The sequence below is a fragment of the Sphingomonas sp. CCH10-B3 genome (genome assembly GCF_001556185.1).
GTDB lineage: Bacteria > Pseudomonadota > Alphaproteobacteria > Sphingomonadales > Sphingomonadaceae > Sphingomonas > Sphingomonas aquatica.
On sequence record NZ_LSIJ01000021.1, the window covers coordinates 126,521 to 148,970 of the forward strand.

The following is a 22,450-nucleotide window of genomic DNA, read 5'->3' on the forward strand; positions in this document are numbered from 1 at the left end:
CTCATTCGCGCAGCGCGGTGCGTCCCGTTTCGAGAATCGGCGACAGCAGATATTCGAGGATCGTCCGCTTCTCGCCGAGCAGATCGACTTCGGCGACCATGCCGGGACCGATCGGGTGCATCTTGCCATCGGCGTCGGCCATCTGGTTCGCCTTGGTGCGCACGCGAATCGTGTAGAAACTCTGGCCGCTCTTTTCGTCGATCAGCGCGTCGGGCGAGATCGACACGACCGTTGCGTCGAGCAGACCATAGGTCGTGCGGTTATAGGCAGTCAGCGACACCTTGGCGGGCTGACCGATTGCGACCGTGGCAATATCCGACGGCAGCACGCGTGCATCGATCAGCAGAACATCGTTGCCCGGCACGATTTCGACCAGCGGCTGCGCGGGCTGGATCGCGCTGCCCGCCGTCGTCACCAGCACGCGATTGACTGTGCCGTTGACCGGCGCGCGAACCACGGTGCGGGCGGCACGGTTCTCCAGCGCGGGCAGCGCCTGCCCCCGTGCCCCATATTCGGCCTGTGCGGCGGCGAGCTCGGTTGCGGCCTGCGCGCGCCATTGTTGCAACGCCTCCGACCGCGCCGACCGCGATTCGGCAATCTGCGCGCGAGTGCGGGCAAGCGTTGCCAGCGCCGATTGTGCATCGGCGCGCGCAGAATCGGCAGCGGCCTGCGCCTGGACAAGACTGAGCCGCGGCTCGATGCCCTTTTCGACCAGCGGGCCGATGACGGTCACTTCGTGCAGCTTTTCGTCGCGGATCGTCTCGCGCGACCGCAGCAGCGCCGCTGCGCTTGCCGCTTCGCGCTGCGCCGCTTCGAGCCGGGCGTCGGCGGCTTCGGTCGCATGCGCCAGATCGGCCATGCGCGCGAGGTGAAGCGATCGTTCGATGGCGACTTGCTCGACCAGCGCCGGGTCGGTGACCGCCGGATATTGCGGCTCGCGCCCCGCCACTTCGGCGGTCAGCCGCGCGATCTTCAGTTCGAGCGCGCCGACCGTCACCTTGCCACTGCCGAGATCGGCGCGCGTCTGGGTCCGGTCGAGCTCGAGCAGCGGCATCCCCGCCGTCACCGCGTCGCCGACATTGACCAGGATGCGCTGGACGATGCCGCCTTCGGGGTTAGAGACGATCTGGAGCTGTGTCGTCGGGATCACCCGGCCGGTTGCGCGCACGGTCTTGTCGAGTTCGGTGAACGCGGCCCAGATCACGGCAATCACGAAAAATGCGACAATTGCCCAGAGCAGGATGCTCGAACTTCGCCGCGTCGCCGGACGCGCGAACTCGGTCGTCATCTGGTTCATCAGGCAGCCTTGGTTTGCATGGCGGCCCGCAGCACTTGGTCGCGCGGGCCATCGGCAGCGATCTTGCCGCCTTCGAACACGATCACCCGCTGAACCAGCGCCAGCAATTGCGGACGGTGAGTAATGATGATCACGGTCCGGTCTGCCAATTCAGTCTGCAATCGCTGGATCAGCCCCTGCTCGGTCTGATTGTCCATTGCGCTGGTCGGCTCATCGAGCACCAGAAGCCGCGGATTGCCGGCCAGCGCCCGCGCGATCGCAATCGACTGGCGCTGCCCCCCGGACAGGCCCTCGCCACGATCGGCAAGCCGCAGGTCATAGCCGTTGGCGATGCGCCCGATGAAGTCGTGCGTGCCCGACAGCGTCGCGGCGCGCAGCATCTCGTCATCGTCGATCCCGGCGCGGCCAAGGGTGATATTCTCGCGCAGCGTACCGGTGAACAGCACGCTTTCCTGCAAGGCGACGCCGATCGACAGGCGGAAGCTCGGGTCGAACTGGCGGATGTCGGTGCCGTCGATCATCACCACGCCTTCCTGCGGCGGGTAGAGCCCGAGGATCAGCCGGGCGAGCGTCGATTTGCCCGATCCGACCCGGCCGAGCAGTGCCACGCGCTCGCCCGCGGCAATCTTGAGCGACACGTCCTTCAACACCGGCTCGGCGGCACCGGGATAGCGAAAGCTGACGCCGCGCAATTCGATCGCGCCCGAAAGCCGCGTCATCTTCAACCCCTCGCCGCTCGGCCCCTCGACCGGCTGATCCATCAGCGCGGTTACCTGGCGGTAAGCCGTGCGCGTCTGGGCGAGGCGCGAGGCAAGATTGGCGATCTGCCCGAGCGGCGAAATCGCCCGGCTCGACAGGATCGAACAGGCCGTCAGCGCGCCGATCGTGATACTGCCATTGCCCGACAGCACCGCACCGACAATCACCGTGCCGGTGTAGCCGATGGTCCCAGCGGACCCGGCAAAGGTCGTCGCGATCGCGCCGATCAACCGTTGGCGCAATGCGGTCGCGGTTTGATTGCGCACCGCCCGCCGCCAGCGATCCGTGAGAAGCGGCCCGGCGCCTGATGCTTTGACCGTCTCGATCGCGCCGATCGTTTCGACCAGCACCGATTGCTTGATATGGCCTTCGCGCATCGTGTCGGCAGCGAGCCGGTCCATCGCCGGCTGGGTGAACAGCCCGACAATCACCACCAGCGGGACCAGCACTGCCGGCACAAGCACCACCCAGCCGCCGATCAGCGCGATCAGCAGCAAGGTGAGGAAAATGAAAGGGACATCGACAATCGCGACCATCGTCACCGAGGCGAAGAAATCGCGCAGCACTTCGAGTTCGCGCATGAGCCCGGTGAGCGCGCCGGTCGATCCTTTGCGCAATTCGAGGCGCATCTTCACGATCCGCTCGAACACCGTGTCGCCGACATCGTGGTCGATATCGGCACCGGCGACATCGACGAAATAGGCACGCAGCAGCTTCAGCGCGAAATCGAACACAACGACGATCGCCAGCCCGATCGACAGCCCGACGAGCGACGACATTGCATTGTGCGGAATCACGCGGTCGTAAACGACCATCGAGAAGATCGACGTAATGAACCCGAACAGGTTGACCAGCACCGCCGCCACCGCGACCTTGGTATAGACGGCGGAATTGCGGCGCATGGGCGCAACCAGCCATTCGGCGAAGCGCGGTCGCGGCGTTTCGATCAGCGTTTCGCCCGTCACTTCACTTGATCTCCGGCCGCCACGTCGATCTGCAGACAATTTAGCAGGCCGCCAGTGCGCGCGAGCAACACATAGCGGTTCGTGTCCAGTTCGGACAGGCCTTGCAGATAGCTGACGGCTGCCTGAAACAATTCTTCCTCGCTATTCAATACTTCGAACACCGATCCACGCGCGACGCGGAAGCGCTCGGCAACGCCGTCGCGCGAAATCCGGGCGGCGAGATAGGATTCCTCGAACGCGCTCAATTGATCCTGCAGCGCATTGACATCGGACCAGGCAATCGCCGCGTCGCGCCCGGCGTCGCCGCGCGTCTGATTGGCACGCGCTTGTGCCTGCCGCGCGCGCGCATTGGCTTCACGCATGCGCGCCTCGATACCGCCGAACAGCCGCACGCGCAGATTGACGCGACCGCGGACGTCATAGTCATAGGGCGTTTCGAAAATGCCATAGCGGCCCGCGTCAATCCCGGCGGTTACGAGCGGCCGCGCTTCACGCGTGACGGCCCGGGCATCGCGTGCGGCCGCTTGCGCGGCGGCATCGGCGCTGATCACCGGGGGAGCGTGCGCGGCGGCGGCAACCGCCTCCTGCTGCCCGCCCTGAAAGCCGCACGCGCGCGGCGCGCGCTGCAGTCCGGGTGGCGCCGTTCGCCCGGTCAGCGCGAAGAAGCGCGCTTCGGCCGCGCGCATCCGGCGCTCATAATCGGCGAGCCGCGCCTTGTTTCGGGCAATCGCGCTGTCGATCCGCGCCAAATCCAGCGGCGCGGCAACGCCCGCGTCGATCCGCTGCTGCACGGCAATGCGCGCCTCCTGCTCGCTTGCCAAAAAGCCGCGCGCGAGCCCGCCGAGCGCACGATACCCCGCCACGTCATACCAGGCCACGACGACATCGAGCGCGATTTGCGAAGCGCTGCTGTCGATGTCGGCAAGGCTCGCGGTCACGCGCGCCCGCGCCGCCGCCTTGCGCTCGCCCCCGGCACCAAAATCGAACACCACCTGATTGAGGCTGAGCGTGCCATCGGTACGCCGCGACGGGCGTGTCCGTTCAAGCACGTTGAGCGGATCGTTCGAAAAATCGCGCGAGATCACCCGGAAGCTCTGGATATTGATATCGACCGACGGTCGCGTCGCTTCCTGCGCGCCGTCGAGCTGTGCTTCGGCAGCGTCAACGGCCGCGCGCGCTTCGGCAACGGTCGGGTGCTGGCGCACCGCGTTGGCGACAGCCGTCATGAAGGGCGCCCGCGCCATCGCGGAATCGGCGAGCGACAGGATCGGATCCTGCGCGCGCGCGTCGCTCAGCGGCTCTTCTGCACGGGGCGGCAGCGCCACCGGCGGTGTCGTCTGCTGCCCCAGCGCGGCGACCGGCACGAGCAGGCAGCCGAAAGCAAGCGCTCGCCATTGCTTTCGTCCACTGCCGCTACGCATCACCATCCTGTCAACTCTGGCCCCGCCCGCGGCATCGATGCAACCGCGACATGCGCGCCGGGCAAATCGCTTGACGCGACCCGAATCGGGACGGGCCGCGTTCCCTTTCCGAACCGTTCGCATCGCTGTCAACGTCGCGCGCAGCGGCTCGCGATCGCCGCGATGCCCCATAACCGCCTTTCGCTGATAATTGACGCTATTTCCGCGATCGACTACAGGATTGGGAGTTTACAACCGCTTATCGTGAGTGCTGCGAGCAATGCCCACGCGCCCGACCCCGACTCTGGCCGATCGCGCGACGCTCACGCGCGGATCGCCTGACGTCAATCCCTTTGCGGGCGAGGGTTTCCCAGGCGACAATTTCGACATCGCGAGCTTTTTGCGTGGCGGTGATCTGGTGCGCATCGAAGACGCGCAAACGGTCGGCTTCGCTGCCGCGGCGGCCCAGCCAGTGGCAAGCGCGCCGATCGACACGCCGCCCGGGCTCGATGCGGCGCCGAGCACGCCGCCGGTTGGTGTCATCGCCGAAGTCGGCACCTTGCCCGACCGCATGATCAGCACCGACGGCCTGCTCGCCGGTGGCTCCAGTGCGCTTGTGGCACCCGTGCCCGACCGTGCCCTTGCACTGCCGGGGGATCTCGCGCGCGTGTCCGGTCCCGACAGTGCGGCTGTGATCCCCGACGCGGCGGTCGCGCCTGCCGCCAATCCTATCGCTGGGCTTCAAGGCGGGCCGTTGATCGTCCAGCTCGATCCAGTGCGGGGGGTTGCGACCCCGGTCGCCGATGCGCCGTTGCCGCTCGTTTCGGTCACCCCGACCAACCCCATCACGTCATCGTCCCCCGGATTTGCGCTCGAATGGGCGCCGGTGCTCGAGCCGCACGGCGGGGCAGCAAGCGCGATCGTACCGCTGTTCGACACACTCGCGGATTCGGACGGCTCGCTGCTGTCGGCTCTCGGCGATTTGCCGATACTGCCGCCGATCACGCCCCCCAACGGCGACGGCCTCGGCGCCTGATCATCGCACTGGCGCCAATAGGGTGCCAGCGACCCCAAGCATCGCCGAAGACAAGGGGGGCATCGCTGCCCCCTTCCCCTGCAATGTCGTCCTAGCGCTTACAACGCGAATTGCGCTTCGAGCGGCTGCGCGCCCTGCACCACGATCTGGAAATCGGCGACGCCGTCGCCATTGACGTCACCTTCGACCAGCCAGTCGGCGCCCGAGGCAATCACGTGCAATTGCCCGGCGACGTTGGTGAAGGCGCCTGCCCCAATGAACGCAAAGGCCGTATCGCCGTTGCCGGCATTGCCGTCGGCGTCGATCTGCGTCAGCTCGATCCGGTCACCGACCGCGAAATCGGTGATCCGGTCAGCGCCACCGAGCAACGTTTCGTTGATCGCGGTGTAGCGGAAGAGATCGTTGCCAGCCCCGCCAGTCAACACATCGGCGCCAGTGCCACCGAAGAAAGTGTCATTGCCCGCACCGCCGATCACCGTGTCGGCGACGCTGCCAGCTGTGAAGCTGTAATTGCCATTGGTTTCAGCGCTGGCATCGAGCTGCAGCGCGGTCACGACCGGCAGCGCGAACACGGTGAAGTTCTGCCCCGCGCCGACCAACGAGTCGGCGAACTGAATGTTGTAAGTGGCAAAATCGCCCGCCACGCCTGCGAGCAGCGCGAGGACTTCGACATTGCTGATCTGTGCGCCGGTCAGCGTGCCCGTGTAATTCCCGTCGAGCGCGAGCTGATCATTGGCTCCCGCGCCGCCGTTGACCGTGTCGGTCGCCGGATTGAAACGACCGGGGCCGAAGTAGAAGCCGTCATTGCCCGCGCCACCCGTGAAGGTGTCGATGCCGAGCCCGCCATAGACACGCACCGCGCCATCGGTTTCGGCCGACGCATTGACGGTGAAATTGTCACCCGCGCCGAGATTGGTGCCGAACAACGTCAGAGTCTGCCCGGCGGCGATGTTGGCGTCGACCGTGGTGATGTCATAGCTGAAGCCAGGCAGCACCGCGATGACTTCGACATTGGCGATCGTATTCGCGCTGAGTGTCAGCGCGTTGGCGCCGGCGTAATTGCCCTGCAGGCCGATCTGGTCGTTGGTCCCATTGCCGCCATCGACACTGTCGCCGGCCGTAAATGCGGCGCCGAACAGGAAGCCGTCATTGCCGTCGCCGCCATTGACGCGGTCATTGCCGCCCTGGCTGAAGTTGAAGAAGTCGTTGCCTGCGGTGCCGGTGTAATTATCATTGCCGCCTGAACCGCCGAAGCCAGTATTGCCGCCCGCGTTGGCAACCAGCGACACCGCCGTCCCGCCACTGCCGTTATTGGTCAGGCTGAACGCGAAGGCGCCCAACCCTGTGCCGACATTGATTGTCGCTTGTGCCGTATCGCCAGAATCGATCAGCTTCAGCAGGCCGGTTGTCGCATCATAGCTCGTGATGACCGTGCCGGCGGCGATGCCCGTGAAGTCGAGCACATCGCCATCCGCGCCAAAGCCGATGATCGCATTGCCCAGCGTCCTGGCCGGATCGGTCCCAAGCGCCCCATTGGCGATGCCCAGCGTCTGCGCGCCCGCGCCGAACGTGATCGCGCCGGTGACGACAAGCCCCAGATTGAGCCGCCCGCCATTCAGCGCCACACCGCCCGAATAGGCCTGCGAATCGCCGAGCGTCCAGGTCCCGCTGGTGACGGTGAGGCTCTCGAAGTTGATCACTTCGCGAACCAACCCGACGGTCACACCCGAATTATTGCCCGTCTGGGCATTGCCATTGGTGCGGTCGTCGAGCGCGAGGATCAGCGTGTCGGTGCCCGCGCCCCCGTCAATCCGGCCCGCAACGCTCGATCCGGTGCGCCACGTGAGCTGGTCGTTCCCGCCCTCGAGATTGATGGCCCGCCCGCTATTGCCCGTGATGTTGCCGTAATTGACGAGCGTGTCATTGCCCTCGCCCATCTGGATCGCCGCGCCGTCGCCGCGAATGAAGCGCGCATTGCCGGCGTCGGCTACGGTATAGGTCACCCCGTCGAGCGTGCCGACCGTCCCCGGATCGGCGATATTGTCCTGGCGCAGCACCGTGCCGGTGGGGACATTGCCGTTGCCGATGATCGCGCCGTAATTGGTGATCGAATCATTATCGATCGCCGTACCGGTCTTGTTTTCCAACCGGATCGCAAAACCGGTGGTGCCCGTGATCATGCCGCCGGCGAAATTGCGGATCGTCGTCTGGGTGTTACCCGAACGGCTGTTGTCTGCGTTCGAGTCATTGTTGACGACGATGCCGAAATTTGCCCCCTCGATCCTTCCCTGATTGGTGACCGATCCGCCGCCGATCGAGATCGCTTCCGAATTATTCGCCCGGCCGTTGCTATCGAACCCGGTCGCGCCCGTCGATTCGATTACGCCGCTGGCATTATTGGTGATTGATGCTCCACCATCAACATCGATGCCATCGCCATCGCCATCGACCGATACATAGCCTGCACGGTCGAAAGCAGGCGCCGAACTGCCGCGGATCAGGCCGTCATTGACAATCCTGAAGTTAGTGCCGCCAGCAACAATGGTGTCGGCGCCGATGCCCGATCCATTGCGGCCGATGATTTGTCCGCTGGCGCCATTCTGGATGATGATACCGGTCGCATCGGTCACGCCCACGTCGACCCCGTGCTGCGCACCGGTGATTGTACCGAAATTGCTGATTGTAACTGCAGTCGCCGCAGCTTGGTTGATCCGCACCCCGCGCGAGACGTCATAGGTCTGGGTCGTCGAGGTATTCGGATTGCCATTGGCGCCATTGAAGACGTTGTTGGTCGCGGCGTCATTGATCGGGCCGTTGCCGTTGATCGTGCCGTAATTGATCAACGTCTGGTGCGAGCCGAGTCGGATGGCATCGCCGTTATCGCTGCGGATCAGCGCCGCCGAATTGCCAAAACTACCATTGACTATTCTGCCGCCGCTGGTGAAGTCGGTGGGCAAGGCACCATTCGCCCCAAGCGCAGCATTATAGGTGATCGCAAAAGCGGTGCCCGGATTGGTGCCGCCGACGCTCGGGGTAAATGCCACGGACCGCGCGATGATCTGGCCCAGGTTGGTCAGGTCGATCTGGCCGCGCGCCGACTGGCTGCGGATCGCATCGCCATTGAGCGACTGGACGACACCGCTTGCGCCGACACTGATCGTGCCGTTGAAAGGGACGTTGCCATAGTTGATCGCCCGCTGCCCGGGCGAGGTAAAGTTCAGCGTTCCGTCGATCGTCACATTGACCGGACCAGTGGCCGCGGCGACCAACACACCGTTGCTCCCGCTAGCATTACGCGTCGTACCACTCTGCAGCGTGAACGTGCCAGGGTCCGCGATCGCGAACACGGCATTGAAAGTCCCGTCCGGAATGCTGAAGCTGCTGGTAAAGTCGAGCGCATCGAGCGCGATACCGGCAAACGCCGTGCCGCCGCTATTGGTGATCACGCCCGACCCAATGATCACGTCATAGGCAACGCCGGGGCGCAGATCGGCGGTCGGGTTGATCGTCACCGTGCTGCCACTGAACGTCACTTGCGCATTGGCAACCGGGATCGTGATGTCAGAGCCGGTCGCCGGGCGCAGGATGATGTCGCCTGTGCCCGCCTGCACATTCTGGTCGAAGGTCAACACGATGTTCGCGCCGATCGCGACACCCGTCGCATTGTCGGCGGGCGTGCTGCTCACCAGCGTCGGCGCGGGCGCGGTATCGTCGTTGGTGATCGTGCCTTGCCCTTGCCCGTCAGAAACTGTCGCGCCGGTGACGTTGGTCACATTGACGACGAAAGTCTCGTTCGGCTCGAAGGTCGTGTCGCCATTGACGGTCACATCGAAGGTGTAGGTCGACGCCCCGGCGAGGATCGTCTGCGACGTCAGCGTGCGCGCAACAAAGTCGCTGCCACCCGTTGCCGTGCCATCGGCGGTCGCGATGTCGAATGTCACGCCGCCAGCCGGTGCCGGCGCGCTGAGCGATACCGTGAAAGTGAAGGTGGTCGTGCCGCTGTTGCCCTCGGCAGCCGTGACGTCATTGATCGTCAGATTGGGGAGCGGGGCCGTGTCGTCGTTGGTGATCGTGCCGATGCCCTGCGCGTCGGTGATCGATGCCGTACCGATCGTGCTGGCGAGGTTGGTGAGATTGAGCTGGAAGGTCTCGTTCGCCTCGGGCGCGGTGTCGCCGTTGATCGTGACGCTGACGGTCTGGGTCAGCGCGCCGCCCGCCGTGAAGGTCGCGGTGCCATTGGCGGCGACATAATCGCTGCCCGCCGTGGCGGTCGCGTCCGCCGTCGCGTAGTTAAGCGTGAAGGCGCCCACATTGTCCGACCGGGTAATCGTGAAGGTCAGCAGGCTCGTGCCAGCATTGCCTTCGGTGACCGAGACATCATTGACGGTGACCGTGGTCGCGCCGGGGCTGCTCGAAACAACAATGTCGTCAATGCCGACCCATTCGTCATTGCTCGCAGCATCGGTGGTAATGATACGCAGTTCAAGCTGCGACTGGTTATTTGCGTCAGCTGGCAGTGTAACGCTGACATTAATGTCGGGACCAGCCGTGTTTGGTCCCGCAGTCGCATCAGCTGTATAGCCGCCGGTTACATTGCTCCAAGTACCGGTCGAGCTAGTGCGATATTGAAGCGCGACCTGCTGGGCCGCATTGTCACTTCCGGTTTCAAGGTCGCGCAGGCGATATGACACCGTAATGTCCTGCCGCCCCGTCGAATCAAGGTAAAATTGGAGATGAGGAGCCCTAGCCGTGCCCGATCCGGCAAGTGCGACAACCCCATCACCGCCAACCATTGCGCCGGAGAAATAGGTCACCCCACCCGTTGTAAAGGTATTGGGGTTGGTTTGAAACACGTTCAAATCAACTATCGGACTCGCGACATTGCCCGTTATGGTTCGCGGGTCGACTGCTGTGCCGCCGGCAAGCCCATCCCCACGATAACCCACGATGCTGGGGACACTGCTCCAGTCGTCATTCACCACGAGTGCGCTCGACCAGTTCTGCGTAAAGTTACCGCTAGAAAGCAGAAAGCGCACGGTGTCCTGCGGCGTCGGCCCGACATTGATGATGTCGCTCGCAATCGCGCCACCCGTCTGGCTTTCGGGGCTCGGCACGCCGACCAAGCCAGCCGCGTCCGCCACCGGCGGCGACTTGCCCGCTTCGAGCATCGCGAAATAATTGGCGTCGAGGAAGAGATTGGCGCGGTGGTCGGCAAGCGAGCCAGCATCAACGTCGAGTGCCGCAATCCTGCCGGTGCGTCCGAGATAATTCATGACATGTCCCCGATTGCCCGCCGCGGCGGGTCGCACGAATCCTTCACAATTGTTAACCACCGCTACGCAGCCGTGATGACACAAAAGTTACAAATGCCGCGAAGAACTGAGGGGCGCCGCTTGCCTAGATAAAATCACTCGTGGCGAGCGATGCCGGCGGCGTGGTGAGCTGGATCACGTAATCACTGCCCGCCTGATAGCCGGCAACGCCATTGGCATCGACCACCAGGAACGTCAGCCCGGCCAGGTCGCCGCCATCGGCCTGGAACAACACCGCGTTGTTCGCCGCCAGCTGGCCCGCGCCGATGACAGCTGCCAAATTGGCATCGAAGCTTGCCGTCGACAGCGCGCCGGTGCTCACCGTGGCGCCGACGCCCGTCACCGTGAAGTTGAAGTCGATGCGATCCGTGCCCGAGACAAACCCGACGATGGTGTCAAAATTGGCCCCCGTCGACTGGCTGACCGCATCATAGGCCAAGGTGTCGGCACCGGCACCGCCGTTGAGGACATCAGCACCGCCGCCACCGAAGATGCGGTCATTGCCGGCGCCAGTGGTAATCGTGTCGTTGCCGCTGCCGCCGGTGACATTGACGTTGCCGTTGGTCTCGCCCGCTGCGTTGAGCGTGAAGCCCGTTTCGACCGCGAGCCCGAACACCGTGAACGTCTGACCCGCACCGATCAGGTCATCCGCCAGCGTGATGCTATAGGTGGCAAGGTCTCCAACCACACCCCGGAGCAGCGCCAGCACCTCGACATTCTGAAGCTGCGTGGCGCTGATCGTTGCGGTGTAATTGCCGTCGAGCGCGACCTGATCGTTGGTGCCTGCACCACCGTTCACGACATCGCCCGCGCTGAACCGATCGGGACCGAAATAGAAGCCATCATTGCCGGCGCCGCCCGTGAAATTATCGGTGCCAAGCCCGCCATAGACGCGGAAGGTGCCGTTGGTTTCGGCCGAGCCGTTGAAGGTAAAGTTGTTGCCCGCCGCGAGATTGGTGCCGAACACCACCAGTTCCTGCCCCGCCGCGACATTGGCGTCGATCGTGGTGATGTTGTAGCTGAACCCGGCGCCCGGCAATACCGCCAGCACTTCGACATTCCTCGTCGAATTGGTGCCCAGTGTCAGCGCGCCGTAATTGCCCTGCAGACCGATCTGGTCGTTGGTCCCGGTGCCGCCGTCGACATTGTCGTTGGCATCAAAGGTTGCGCCGAAGAAGAAGGAGTCGTTGCCGTCGCCGCCATTGACGGTGTCATTGCCGCCCTGGCTCAGGTCGAACGTGTCGACGCCCGACCCGCCGGTGATGTCGTTGTTGCCGTTGTTGCCCGACTGGGTCTGGTTCGCCGTGCCAGTATAGACCAGCCGCTCGACATTGGTCGGCAGCACGTAATTGGCGATCGACGTCCGCACTTCGTCAGTACCTTCGCCGGCATTTTCGGTGACGATGTCATCCAGGCTGTCGACGATGAAGATGTCATCGCCCAATCCGCCGATCAGCGTGTCGGTGCCGCCATTGCCATCGATCGTGTCATTGCCGCCAAAGCCGTTGATCGTCTCACCGGCTGCCGTGCCGGTCAGCGTCTCGGCGCGCTGGCGGAAATCGAGCTGGACCACCGCCGGATCGTGATCCGAAAGCGCCGGGCTGGCGTTGGCGCCGGTCCCGCTCGCGTTATAGCCGGTGTTGATGTGGACGACGTCATAAGTCGCGATATCGGCAAGCTGCTGATTGACGAGGATATGGTCGATCGCCTGGCTGCGCCCGTCGAAGGTATAGGTGTAGCGCTCGGCTTCCGGCAGCGTCAGCGTCAGGTTGGTCAGCCGCGCGCCATCGTTGCGGGCAGTGCCATCGGCAAAGACATAGCCGGTTGCGGCCTCAAGCGGGCGATAGAAATAGAAATCGTTATAGTCACCGCCGGCAAGGATGCCGACGTTCGGTGACAGCGTCTGGATGCGGTTGAGAACCGTGTAGAGGTCTTCCGAAACCGCATTGCGCTGCGCCACGTCCGCATTGGCAGGATTGCCCGTTTCGAGATTCTGGTTGAACTGCCAGAAATTGCCCGACCCGCCCTTCGACGGGAAGTGGCTGCTCGCAACGAAGATCGTTTCGCCCCGGAACGTGAACTGGCCGAGCAGTGAACGCCGCGTGCCTGCCCAGTCGGCCGGATTGATGCCAGAGACCTGATTGTCCGAATAGGTGATCAGATCGCCCGCATCGCGCACATTGTCGCCGATGCGATCGGTGTACTGGCGGCGTTCGGCGATGGTCGCATTGGCGGCGAGATTGCCGAGCTGGACGCGTCCGGTATTGTAGAGGAAGCCAACGCGGATGTTGCCGCTCTGCTGGCCGCCTTCGGCATTGTAGATCGGCAGCTCGTCGACCCACTGGTATGTCTGCCCGGTGGCGAGGTTGAGCGCGTTGACGAGCATCGTCCAGGTCATCGACGCGTCGGTGCCTGTCGCATTGGTCCCGTCCCCTGCGGCAGCGCCGTTATTGTCCTGAATCTCCTCGATCGAAATGATGTCGGGCGCCTTCAGGTTGGTCGCAATCGCATTGGCAATCGCCGTGAAACGCGCCGCGCCATCGGTCGGGTCGAGGTTTTCGACGTTGAAATTCGCAAAGGTCAGCTGGCGGCTGTCGGGCGTATAGGTCGCAACTTCGGGCGTGGGCTGGCCCGCCGTCTGGATGCTGCCAGCGTCAAAGTTGGTGACGAACAGCTTCAGTTCCTGGAAGTCGAAATCGATGATGCCGCCAAGCGTGCCGAGCCGGTCGCCGATCGTCGCGCTGGTCGACAGGCCCGCCGGGGCCGGCGTTGCAAAGCCGGTGAAGTCGACTTCGAAGATGTCGGGATTGGTGTCGCCTTCGTGCAGCACGCGACCGCCGGTCTGGACATCGTCGTTGACGCCTGCTGTATCGGGCGGCGACAGCGCAGGATCGCCGCTGATCGTATAGCCGCCGCGGCTGTTGATCTGCGTGGGGTTGGCGAAATCTTCCGAATAGGCCTTGAAGAACGGCTGCCCGCCCGAAGTCGATACGAACCCGTCGGCCACGCGGACATTGGGGATCGAGACCAGCATCCCCTCGACCGTTTCCCAGAAGGAAATGCCGTAATTGGCGGCGTCGAAGCTGTCGCCCGCATCGTCGACAGCATCCGTAAAGTCGGGCGTCACCCGCGTGAACGCCTGGTTCGGCACATTCGCCGTCGCGTCGAGCAGCCGCGTCGGCAGTGTGTTGCCCGACGAATTGATCGTGATGCCGGTCGGGTTGACCAATGCCGTGATCGGCAAATTGGTGTTGAAGCCCTGATATTCCATGATGTTGGCGGTCAGCGTCACGCGGTCGCCGACTGCCAGCCCCGGCGCCGCCGCGGTCAGCAAACTGCCGACCCCGGCATCATTGCGGGTGAGGACGAAAATGCCCTCCGACGTGAACGGATTGCCGTCCTGATCGGCGAGTTCTTCCTGAATGTAGAAGCCCTGGCGATTGCCCGCACCGTCGAGCGCGGTGACGATCGCCTGCACCGTCACGGTGAAGCTCGACGCGACGTTGAAGCCGTTGACGCCCGACGCGCGCAGCAGCGGGCTGTAATAGCTGTCGCCCTGAATCTGGCTGATCAGCGTATTGTCGTCATTGGTGATCGTCCCCTGCCCCTGCGCATCGGCAATGATCGTGGCATTGGTGGCGTTGGTCAGGTTGACGAAGAAGGTCTCGGCCGCTTCCGATGCCGTATCGCCGTTGATCGTGACGCTGACGGTCTGGGTGTTCACGCCCACGCCGAAATTGAGCGTGCCATTGGCCGCGACATAATCGCTGCCCGCCGTGGCGGTGCCGTTGGCGGTCGCAAAATCGACCGAAAAGGCATCGGTGCCGCCGGTGCGTGTGACCGTGAAGGTCGCGATCGAAGTGCCCGCATTACCTTCAACAATCGACACATCGTTGATCGTGATGCTCGGCGGTGTCGCGTCGTCGTTATTGATCGTGCCGATGCCCTGCGCGTCGGTGATCGATGCCGTACCGACCGTGCTGGCGAGGTTGGTGAGGTTGATCTGTAAGGTCTCATTGCCCTCGGGCGCGGTGTCGCCGTTGATCGTGACGCTGACCGTCTGGGTCAGCGCGCCGCCCGCCGTGAAAGTCGCGGTGCCATTGGCGGCAACATAATCGCTGCCCGCCGTCGCGGTTGCATCGGCTGTCGCATAGTCGAGCGTGAACGCACCGGCATTGTCCGACCGGGTGATCGTGAAGGTCAGCAGGCTGGTGCCGCTATTGCCTTCGGTGATCGACACGTCGTTGACGGTGACTGACGTCGCCGGGGCAACACCCTGTGGCGTAATCGAGAAATCATCGACGCCAAGCCCATCGTCAGCACCCGATGCGTTAAAGTCCACCCAGCGAAACCACACCGTCGCACCATTGGCGATGCTCAGGCCCGTGATCGTGCTGGTAATCGCGGTCCGATTGGCGGCGGCGTTGCCGTCAAGCGCGCCCACCGCTGCGGTTATGTTGGGCGAGCTAAAATCGAGCGCGTTAACGTCGGTCCAGGTACCTGCCGAAAGGTTGGTTGCGCCGACCTGATATTGGAAATCGAGGCGATCGGCTCTGCCCGTGGCGCCGAACCGCCATTGCTCGCCCGTGTAGGCGACTTGCAGCGAGGTGATCGTCGACCCAGTATTGTTGGTGAACGATACGCCGATGGTCGACACCAGGTTACCGGACTGCATCATCCCGAAGGCGCGCTCGTTCGAAGCGGTTGCACCGTAGCTATAGGTGTCACCCGCATTGCTGCCGCCGTTATTAGCCGTGTAGAGCGTATTGGCGTTCGCTGCGGATTCTAGGAAATCCCAGCCGGTCGGCACGGTGCTGCTGGTGCCGGTGAGGGCAAGCGAATTGAAATCCTGCGTATAGGCCGCACCCAGCGTCGTCAGCGAGATTGTTCCCGCCTGCGGCGTCGGCCCGACATTGATGATGTCGCTGACAATTGCGCCGCCCGTCTGATTTTCGGGGCTCGGCACGCCGACGAGGCTCGCGGTGTCCGAGACCGGCGGCGTCAGCCCCGCTTCGAGCGCGCTGAAATAGGCTGCATCGAGGACGATGTTGGCCCGATTATCGGCCAGTGCCACCCCGAAATCGCTGGTGGCAAGCTTGCCGGTGCGTCCGAAAAAATTCATGGCCATGTCCCCGATTGTCCGCCGCGGCGGCTCGCGCGAATCCTTAATTTTCAGTTGATCGCGCTAGAGAGAGCACATGACAATTGGATTACAAAACGCACATTTATTGGCGTTTGCGCGACGCTGCGCACGCTGGCGCAGCGCGCGATCGGATCATCCGGACCTAGGGCCACGCGGAGCATAACAATAGCAAAACGGGGAAATGGCGCACCCGGAACGATTCGAACGTCCGACCCTCAGATTCGTAGTCTGATGCTCTATCCAGCTGAGCTACGGGTGCGTGGAGCGACGCCCCTTAGAGGCCTTGCGCCGATTGCGCAAGCCCGTTGCGCACTGCCCGTCACCCGCATAGAGCGGCGGCGATGAAGCGCGCCCTTATCCCGTTGCTGCTGCTGGCCGGCTGCGCCCAGCCTTCGGGGCGGTTCCCCTCGCTGCTGCCGCGCGCCATCGAAACGCGCGACGATTCCGAACCGATGCCGGCCAACCCCGCCATCGCCGTCGATCCCGCGCTCGACGCCAAGCTCGGCACCGCGCTGGCCGCGCTCGACAAGACGCGCAGCGAATTCGAAGCGCAGGCGACGCGCGCCGAAACACTGGTCAAGGCAGCGCAAGGCAAGCCCGCCGGCAGCGAGCCCTGGCTCGATGCGCAAGTCGCGCTCGCCGATCTGGACGTGCTCCGCGTGCAGTCGTCGTCGACGCTGTCCGATCTCGAAACCGACGCGATCGACCGGGCGGCGGCTGGCCAGCCCCCCTATCCCGCGTTGGAGGATGCCCGCGCACGCGCAATGACGCAGCACGAGGACGAGGGCACGATTATCCGCACGCTCGAAGCGCAGCTGCCGCCGGGCTGAGCGATTATGCCCGCGCTATTTGAGCAGCGGCAGGATGCTCGAATGGTCGTCGGTCCACGGCACGAAACCACGCCGCGCGCGCAGCGGCTGCCAGTCGGGATTGCCCTGCGTGAGCGTGGCCAGCGCCGCTTGATCACGGCTCAGCGCGATCCACTGTGACACCGTCTCGCCCTCGCGCGGCTTATCGCCGGGGCGATAGACAAGCGACGCCGCGTGCCAGCCATCGGCAGCCGCATTGGCCGCCACCACAGGCTCCAGATCGAGGAAACGGTTCGAAATGTGCACCAGCAGCAGTCCGTTCGGCGCCAGCGTGTGCGCATAACGCGCAAAGGCTTCGCGCGTCATCAGGTGCATCGGCACGGCGTCCGACGAAAAGGCATCGAGCGCGAGCAGGTCGAAACTCGCCTTGGGCTGCGCCGCCAGCGCCAGCCGCGCATCGCCGACCACGATATCCGCGCCCGGCAGGCAGCGGCGCAGGAAGCCGAAGCGCGCACGCGCGATCCGCACGATCGCGGGGTCGATTTCGAAGATCCGCCAGCTTTGCCCCGGCTGGGCGTAGCAGGCGAGCGTCCCCGCCCCCAGCCCGACCACGCCGATCCGCGCCTTCGGCCCGAACAAGGTCGGCGCGGCGCGCATTGCCTGGCCGATGCCCGATCCGGGCACATAATAGGTCGTCGGCGTAACTTCGCGCCGCACCGAGCCGATCAGTTCGGTCCCGTGCACGGTCGTGCCGTGCGCCAGCTGGCGCTGCACGCGGTTCTCACGAACTGTATAGACGCCGAAATAGCTGCGCGTGCGAGCATCGCCATGGAGCGACAGCATCAGCGAGCTGAACCCTCCGAAAATCACCAGCGCTCCCGACAGCACGACGATAAACGCCGTGCGGTGGCCAAGCGCGACCAGACCCAGCCCGGCGATCGCCGCGAAAACCACGGCGCGGCTCGCGCCTTCGCCCAGCCCGCCCCAGCCGCCGATCGCAACAACGACCAGCAGCAACGTCGCCAGCGCCACGCCTAGCGTCATGATGCGAACGCGCTGGGCACCGCCCTGCCACGGCCGCGCGATCGGTCCGATCACCATTTCCTGCGGCACCAGCACCCCGGCGAGCAGCACCAGCAGCGGATATTCCCAAGTCCAGTCGAATACCAGCGGCGCGATCAACCCCGAAAACACACCGCCAAGCGCGCCGCCGAACGACATTGCAAGGTAAAAGCCGGTAAGCCGGTCGGGCTCGGGCCGCGCGCGGAACAGGCTGGTGTGGAGCGCGACCGACACCACGAACAGCAGCACCAGCGCGAGGATCGCATTGAGATAGGCGCGCGATTCAAAGCCGCTTACCATGATACCGCCGAACAGCAGCACGACCAGCGGGGCAATCCGGGTGATGATCTCCGCAGGCGCGCGATTGCCGGCGAAGGCGATCGAGAAGCTGAGCAGGTAAAGCCCGAGCGGGATGACCCAAAGCAGCGGCATCGCGACGATATCGGTGGTGATGTAGGTTGTCGCCGCGAGCATCAGCCCCGACGGCACGAACGCGAGCAGTACCCAGCGCACAACGGTGGCCGGTGTCGGCGCAGTGCTGGTCGGCGCGGTTGCGGCGCGTTCCCCGGCTTTGGGCAGTCGCAGCGCGCAGGCGGCAACCAGCAGGATGACCAGGCCATAGCCCGCGCTCCACAGCCAGCGCTGCGCCTGCACCGCGAGCAGCGGTTCGACCAGCAGCGGATAGGCAAGCAACCCGCCGAAACTGCCGAGATTGGACGCGGCATAAAGCGCATAGGGATCGCGCCCGCCGCTCGCGCTCGAATACCAGCGCTGGAGCAGCGGGGCCTGCGCGGAGACAGCGAAGAACAGCGGCCCGATCGACAGGCCGAGCAGCCACGGCACCCAGATCGCCGGTTGCGCATCGGGCGGCAGATCGACCGCGATCAGCCCGATCGGCAGCCACAGTGCCGCGATCAGCAGCAGCGCCAGATGCACTGCACCCTGAACGCGCGGGCTCACCCGTCCGAGCATATGGGCATAGCCATAGCCGCCGAGCAGTAGCGCCTGATAGACAAGCATCGCCGAATTCCACACGCTCGGCGCCCCGCCCAGCTTGGGCAGCGCCATCCGTGCGACCATCGGCTGGACCAGGAACAGCAGGAAGGAACCGGCAAAGATCGCCGCGACGAACGCGATCGCCGTCGCCTGGCGCGGGCGTTCTGCGGTTATCGTCCCCGACATGTCCATCTTCGCCCCCAAGATCGCGGCGCCAAAAAGGCGCGCGACCCTCTTCAGCGAAGATGGTTAATAAAGGGTCGATCGATGCGATAGACAATGTGGCGCTTGAGCGGGCTGCCATCGGGTACGGCCGGATGATCGAAGTCCCGATCGGCCAGCCGGGACATGCCCAGCCGCTCCATGAGCCCCCAGCTGGCGGTGTTGGCGGGAACAGTCATCGACCAGACCGAGTTAATGGTCAGATTGGCCCAGGCCCAGTCAAGCGACGCCTGCGCGGCTTCCCGCGCGAATCCCTGCCCCCAATGGGCATGTGCCAGCCGCCAGCCGATTTCGACTTCGCCCTCCAGCGGTGTGCCGACAGGGCCGGGCTTCAGGCCGCAAAAGCCCAGAAAAGCAGTGTCGGCGCGGCGTTCAAGCGCCCAGAAGCAATAGCCGAGCGCGGCTTGCATGGCGATCATCCGGTCGATGACGGCATCGCTTTCCACACGGGACTGCGGCGGCCCCAGAAACCGCCGCACCTCCGGGTCCTGCCCCATCGCGGCGAACGGCGCGCGGTCGCTGTCACGCCAGGGGCGGATGATGAGCCGTTCGGTTTCGATCATGGCCGGTCAATCGCATAAGTGACCATGGCGCGCAGCGGATCACCCGCCGCAATCAGGGCATGGTCGAAATCGCCGTCTACCAGACGCTGCATCCCCAGCCGCTCCATCAGCGCCTGACTCTTGCGGTTTACTGCCGAGGTGATCGCAACGATGCGGGGCGTGTCGAAATGCGCCCAGCCCCAATCGAGCGACGCCATCATTGCCTCCAGCGCATAGCCTTGCCGCCAATAGGGCCGATCGATGATCCACCCCGCTTCGATCTCGCCAGCGATCGGATTGTGCGCGTCGCCGCGCTTGAGCCCGCAGAAGCCGACGACCACCCCATCGGCGCGGCGTTCAACCGTCCAAAAGCCCAGTCCTTCGTGACGATAGCCATCGTGCTTGGCGAGCACCGCGTCGCTCGCAGCGGCGTCCTTCACTGGCCCGAGCTCCGCCATCACCTCCGGGTCGGCCCACATCGCGTGCAGGGCCGCCCGGTCGCGCGGTTCGGGCAGCCGCAGGATCAGCCGTGCGGTCTCGATCATCGCTTCGTGTTCAGCCGCCCATCAGCCGTGCGGCGTGGAGCGCGTGATAGGTCAGTACGCCCGAGCAACCCGCGCGCTTGAACGCCATCAGCGTTTCCAGCACCATCGCGTCGCGCTCGGCCGCGCCTGCCGCCACGGCGGCTTCAATCATCGCATATTCGCCCGAGACTTGATAAGCGAATACAGGAACTTCGAACGCGCTCTTCACTCGAACGATGATGTCGAGATAGGGCAAGCCCGGCTTGACCATCACGCTGTCGGCGCCTTCGTCGAGGTCGAGCGCGACTTCGCGCAACGCTTCATCGGCGTTGGCGGGATCCATCTGATAGGTCTTCTTGTCGCCCTTCAGCAGCCCGCGCGAGCCGACAGCGTCGCGGAACGGGCCGTAGAAGGCGCTCGCATATTTGGCGGCATAGGACATGATCTGGACATTGACATGGCCTTCGTCCTCGAGCGCTTCGCGGATCAGGCCGATGCGCCCGTCCATCATGTCCGACGGCGCGATTATTTCGGCCCCGGCCGCTGCCTGATTGAGCGCCTGCGCCACCAGCACTTCGGCGGTGTCGTCGTTGAGGACATAGCCTTGGCTGTCCACCAGCCCGTCATGACCATGCGCGGTATAGGGATCGAGTGCGACATCGGTCAGCACGCCGATGCCGGGCACTGCATCCTTGATCGCGCCGATCGCGCGGCACATCAGGTTGTCGGGATTGAGCGCCTCCGCCCCGTCATCGGTGCGGAGTTCGCGCGGCGTGTTGGGGAAGAGCGCAACGCATGGGATGCCCGCCGCCAGCGCTTCCTTGGCGCGCGCAACGATACCGTCGACCGACCAGCGCGACACGCCGGGCAGGCTCGCGATCGGTTCCTCGACACCCTCCCCGTCCGCGATGAACAGCGGCCAGATCAGGTCGGCGGGCGTCAGCACCGTCTCGGCATGAAGCCGACGGCTCCACGGCGCGGAACGAGTACGACGAAGGCGAAGCGCGGGATAGCTGGTCATGTGCCGGTTCTGGTCCAGCGCCTCGCCCCGTGCAAGCCCCTAGCCCGCCGGTTTAAGGCTCCCGCCCGGCTCGACGGCGATGTGGGTGCAGCCCTCGGTTTCGTGCGCGGTCGGCACCACCAGCTTTTCGCGCCGCCACGGGCCATAGCGATAGAATAGCCCCGCCAGCGCCACCGTGCTGATCGATCCGACCGGAAACGACCACCACAAGGCATCCACCCCCAGCATCGGCCGCGCGAGCGTCGCGAAGCCAAGCCGCAGCGGGAACATCGCGACGAACAGGATCGCGAGCGGCCCCAGCACCGCGCCGTTCGCGCGCACGACGCCAAAGAACACCATCGTCATCCCGAACAGGATGAAGCCCCAGGTCGCGATCAGCTGGATATGCCGCGCGATCGGCAGCGCGGCACTGTCGCCGCCGAGGAACAGCGCCATCACCGGCCGGTCGAACGCAATCAGAGCCAGCACCATCACGCCGGTGATGATGGTGTTGAACAGGATGCCCGAGCCGGTGATCCTGCCGATCCGGTCCCATTTGCCCGCGCCGATGTTCTGCGCCGCCATCGCGCTCACCGCCGCGCCGATCGCCATCGCCGGCATCTGGACATAGGCCCAGAGCTGGAGCGTCACGCCGAACGCCGCGCTGGTATCGACGCCTTCGCGATTGACGAGGCCGTACATCGTCAGCCCGGCAAGGCCGATGACGATCATCTGCGCGCCGATCGGCACGCCCTTGGCGACGATCGCCCACACCAGCGCGCGCGACGGGAACAGATAGCCGAGCTCGCTCCCCCGCAAGCGGATCGGCAGGTCGCGCGCATAGATATAGGCGATCAGCGCCGCACAGGCCGCGAGATTGGCGATCAGCGATGCCATCGCCGACCCCGCAATCCCCATCGGCGCGACCGGGCCGAAGCCCAGGATCAGCAGCGGGTTCAATCCGACATCGAGCAGGGCGGCGAACAAGGTGACGAACAGCGGCGTCATCGCGTCACCGGTGCCGCGCAGCCCCATCGTCATCAGCACGATCAGCATCGATGTTGGCAGCGACAGGAAAATGATCCGCAGATAGACGAGCGCGAGCCCCATCGCCTCGCCCGGCGTCGCCAGCGCCGCGAGAATTTCGCGCGCGAAAATCCACCCCAGCGCTGCCACCACCACCGAGGTCCAGAACACCAGCCCCACCGCCGAGCCGAAGGCGCGCCGCGCACCGTCGATGTCGCGGCGCCCGAAGCTCTGCCCGACGAGGATGGTCGCGGCCATGCCGAAGCCGAAGACGGCGGCGAACATCAGGAACATGATGTTGTTGGCGTTCGATGTCGCCGCCAGCGCGCTCTCGCCGAGCAGCCGCCCCACCCAGAT

The 22,450-nt window shown here is 64.7% G+C and carries 12 protein-coding genes and 1 tRNA gene; 2 read left to right on the plus strand and 11 right to left on the minus strand.

Features of this window, described 5'->3' with window-relative positions:
* Position 1: 1 nt before the first annotated feature.
* The 3 genes from AX672_RS05270 to AX672_RS05280 are packed head-to-tail and all read right to left on the minus strand — an operon-like array spanning position 2 to position 4,442.
* Positions 2–1,297, minus strand: coding sequence for an HlyD family type I secretion periplasmic adaptor subunit (locus AX672_RS05270; protein ID WP_066649314.1), 1,296 nt, complete (start codon positions 1,295–1,297; stop codon positions 2–4).
* Positions 1,297–3,021: an ATP-binding cassette domain-containing protein gene (locus AX672_RS05275; RefSeq protein ID WP_331711172.1), complete on the minus strand. Its 1,725-nt coding sequence runs from the start codon at positions 3,019–3,021 to the stop codon at positions 1,297–1,299. The genes AX672_RS05270 and AX672_RS05275 overlap by 1 nt, the downstream gene beginning before the upstream one ends.
* Positions 3,018–4,442, minus strand: a complete 1,425-nt coding sequence (locus AX672_RS05280) for a TolC family protein (protein ID WP_202189243.1) — start codon at positions 4,440–4,442, stop codon at positions 3,018–3,020. Before AX672_RS05280 ends, AX672_RS05275 begins: the two co-directional genes overlap by 4 nt.
* Positions 4,443–4,701: 259 nt before the next feature.
* On the opposite strand from AX672_RS05280, the gene AX672_RS05285 reads away from it, so the two are divergent.
* Positions 4,702–5,457 (plus strand): hypothetical protein, encoded by a 756-nt coding sequence (locus AX672_RS05285; RefSeq protein WP_066649318.1) that lies wholly within the window; start codon positions 4,702–4,704, stop codon positions 5,455–5,457.
* A gap of 98 nt (positions 5,458–5,555) precedes the next feature.
* On the opposite strand, the gene AX672_RS05290 is transcribed toward AX672_RS05285, so the two are convergent.
* The 3 genes from AX672_RS05290 to AX672_RS05300 all read right to left on the minus strand — a co-directional run bounded on the left by AX672_RS05290 (position 5,556) and on the right by AX672_RS05300 (position 16,171).
* Entirely contained in the window at positions 5,556–10,730 is a 5,175-nt protein-coding gene (locus AX672_RS05290; RefSeq protein WP_066649320.1) for a beta strand repeat-containing protein, read from the minus strand.
* Between the two features lie 124 nt (positions 10,731–10,854).
* The gene (locus tag AX672_RS05295; protein ID WP_202189244.1) at positions 10,855–15,891 is read right to left on the minus strand and encodes a Calx-beta domain-containing protein; all 5,037 of its coding nucleotides are present in this window, start codon (positions 15,889–15,891) and stop codon (positions 10,855–10,857) included.
* A 203-nt stretch (positions 15,892–16,094) separates the two neighbouring features.
* Positions 16,095–16,171 (minus strand) — tRNA-Arg (locus AX672_RS05300).
* A gap of 82 nt (positions 16,172–16,253) precedes the next feature.
* Between AX672_RS05300 and AX672_RS05305 the strand changes: the two genes are divergently transcribed.
* Complete coding sequence (locus tag AX672_RS05305) at positions 16,254–16,742, plus strand: hypothetical protein (protein ID WP_066649325.1); 489 nt, start codon at positions 16,254–16,256, stop codon at positions 16,740–16,742.
* 15 nt (positions 16,743–16,757) lie between these two features.
* On the opposite strand, the gene AX672_RS05310 is transcribed toward AX672_RS05305, so the two are convergent.
* The 5 genes from AX672_RS05310 to AX672_RS05330 all read right to left on the minus strand — a co-directional run.
* Positions 16,758–18,965, minus strand: a complete 2,208-nt coding sequence (locus AX672_RS05310) for a spermidine synthase (RefSeq protein WP_066649373.1) — start codon at positions 18,963–18,965, stop codon at positions 16,758–16,760.
* A 50-nt stretch (positions 18,966–19,015) separates the two neighbouring features.
* On the minus strand, positions 19,016–19,564 hold the full coding sequence (locus AX672_RS05315) for a GNAT family N-acetyltransferase (protein WP_066649328.1): 549 nt from the start codon (positions 19,562–19,564) through the stop codon (positions 19,016–19,018).
* Positions 19,561–20,088 (minus strand): GNAT family N-acetyltransferase, encoded by a 528-nt coding sequence (locus AX672_RS05320; RefSeq protein ID WP_066649331.1) that lies wholly within the window; start codon positions 20,086–20,088, stop codon positions 19,561–19,563. Before AX672_RS05320 ends, AX672_RS05315 begins: the two co-directional genes overlap by 4 nt.
* 10 nt (positions 20,089–20,098) lie before the next feature.
* The gene (gene hemB / locus AX672_RS05325; protein WP_066649334.1) at positions 20,099–21,088 is read right to left on the minus strand and encodes a porphobilinogen synthase; all 990 of its coding nucleotides are present in this window, start codon (positions 21,086–21,088) and stop codon (positions 20,099–20,101) included.
* Between the two features lie 39 nt (positions 21,089–21,127).
* Positions 21,128–22,450, minus strand: a 1,323-nt coding sequence (locus AX672_RS05330) for an MATE family efflux transporter (RefSeq protein ID WP_082730395.1), incomplete at its 5' end; no start/stop codon positions are given.

Coding starts and splice junctions, on each gene's coding strand:
- AX672_RS05285 (WP_066649318.1), top strand. CDS start 4,702: ATGCCCACGCGCCCGACCCCGACTCTGGCCGATCGCGCGACGCTCACG.
- AX672_RS05270 (WP_066649314.1), bottom strand. CDS start 1,297: ATGAACCAGATGACGACCGAGTTCGCGCGTCCGGCGACGCGGCGAAGT.
- AX672_RS05295 (WP_202189244.1), bottom strand. CDS start 15,891: ATGAATTTTTTCGGACGCACCGGCAAGCTTGCCACCAGCGATTTCGGG.
- AX672_RS05305 (WP_066649325.1), top strand. CDS start 16,254: ATGAAGCGCGCCCTTATCCCGTTGCTGCTGCTGGCCGGCTGCGCCCAG.
- AX672_RS05320 (WP_066649331.1), bottom strand. CDS start 20,088: ATGATCGAGACCGCACGGCTGATCCTGCGGCTGCCCGAACCGCGCGAC.
- hemB (WP_066649334.1), bottom strand. CDS start 21,088: ATGACCAGCTATCCCGCGCTTCGCCTTCGTCGTACTCGTTCCGCGCCG.
- AX672_RS05280 (WP_202189243.1), bottom strand. CDS start 4,442: ATGCGTAGCGGCAGTGGACGAAAGCAATGGCGAGCGCTTGCTTTCGGC.
- AX672_RS05290 (WP_066649320.1), bottom strand. CDS start 10,730: ATGAATTATCTCGGACGCACCGGCAGGATTGCGGCACTCGACGTTGAT.
- AX672_RS05310 (WP_066649373.1), bottom strand. CDS start 18,965: ATGTCGGGGACGATAACCGCAGAACGCCCGCGCCAGGCGACGGCGATC.
- AX672_RS05315 (WP_066649328.1), bottom strand. CDS start 19,564: ATGATCGAAACCGAACGGCTCATCATCCGCCCCTGGCGTGACAGCGAC.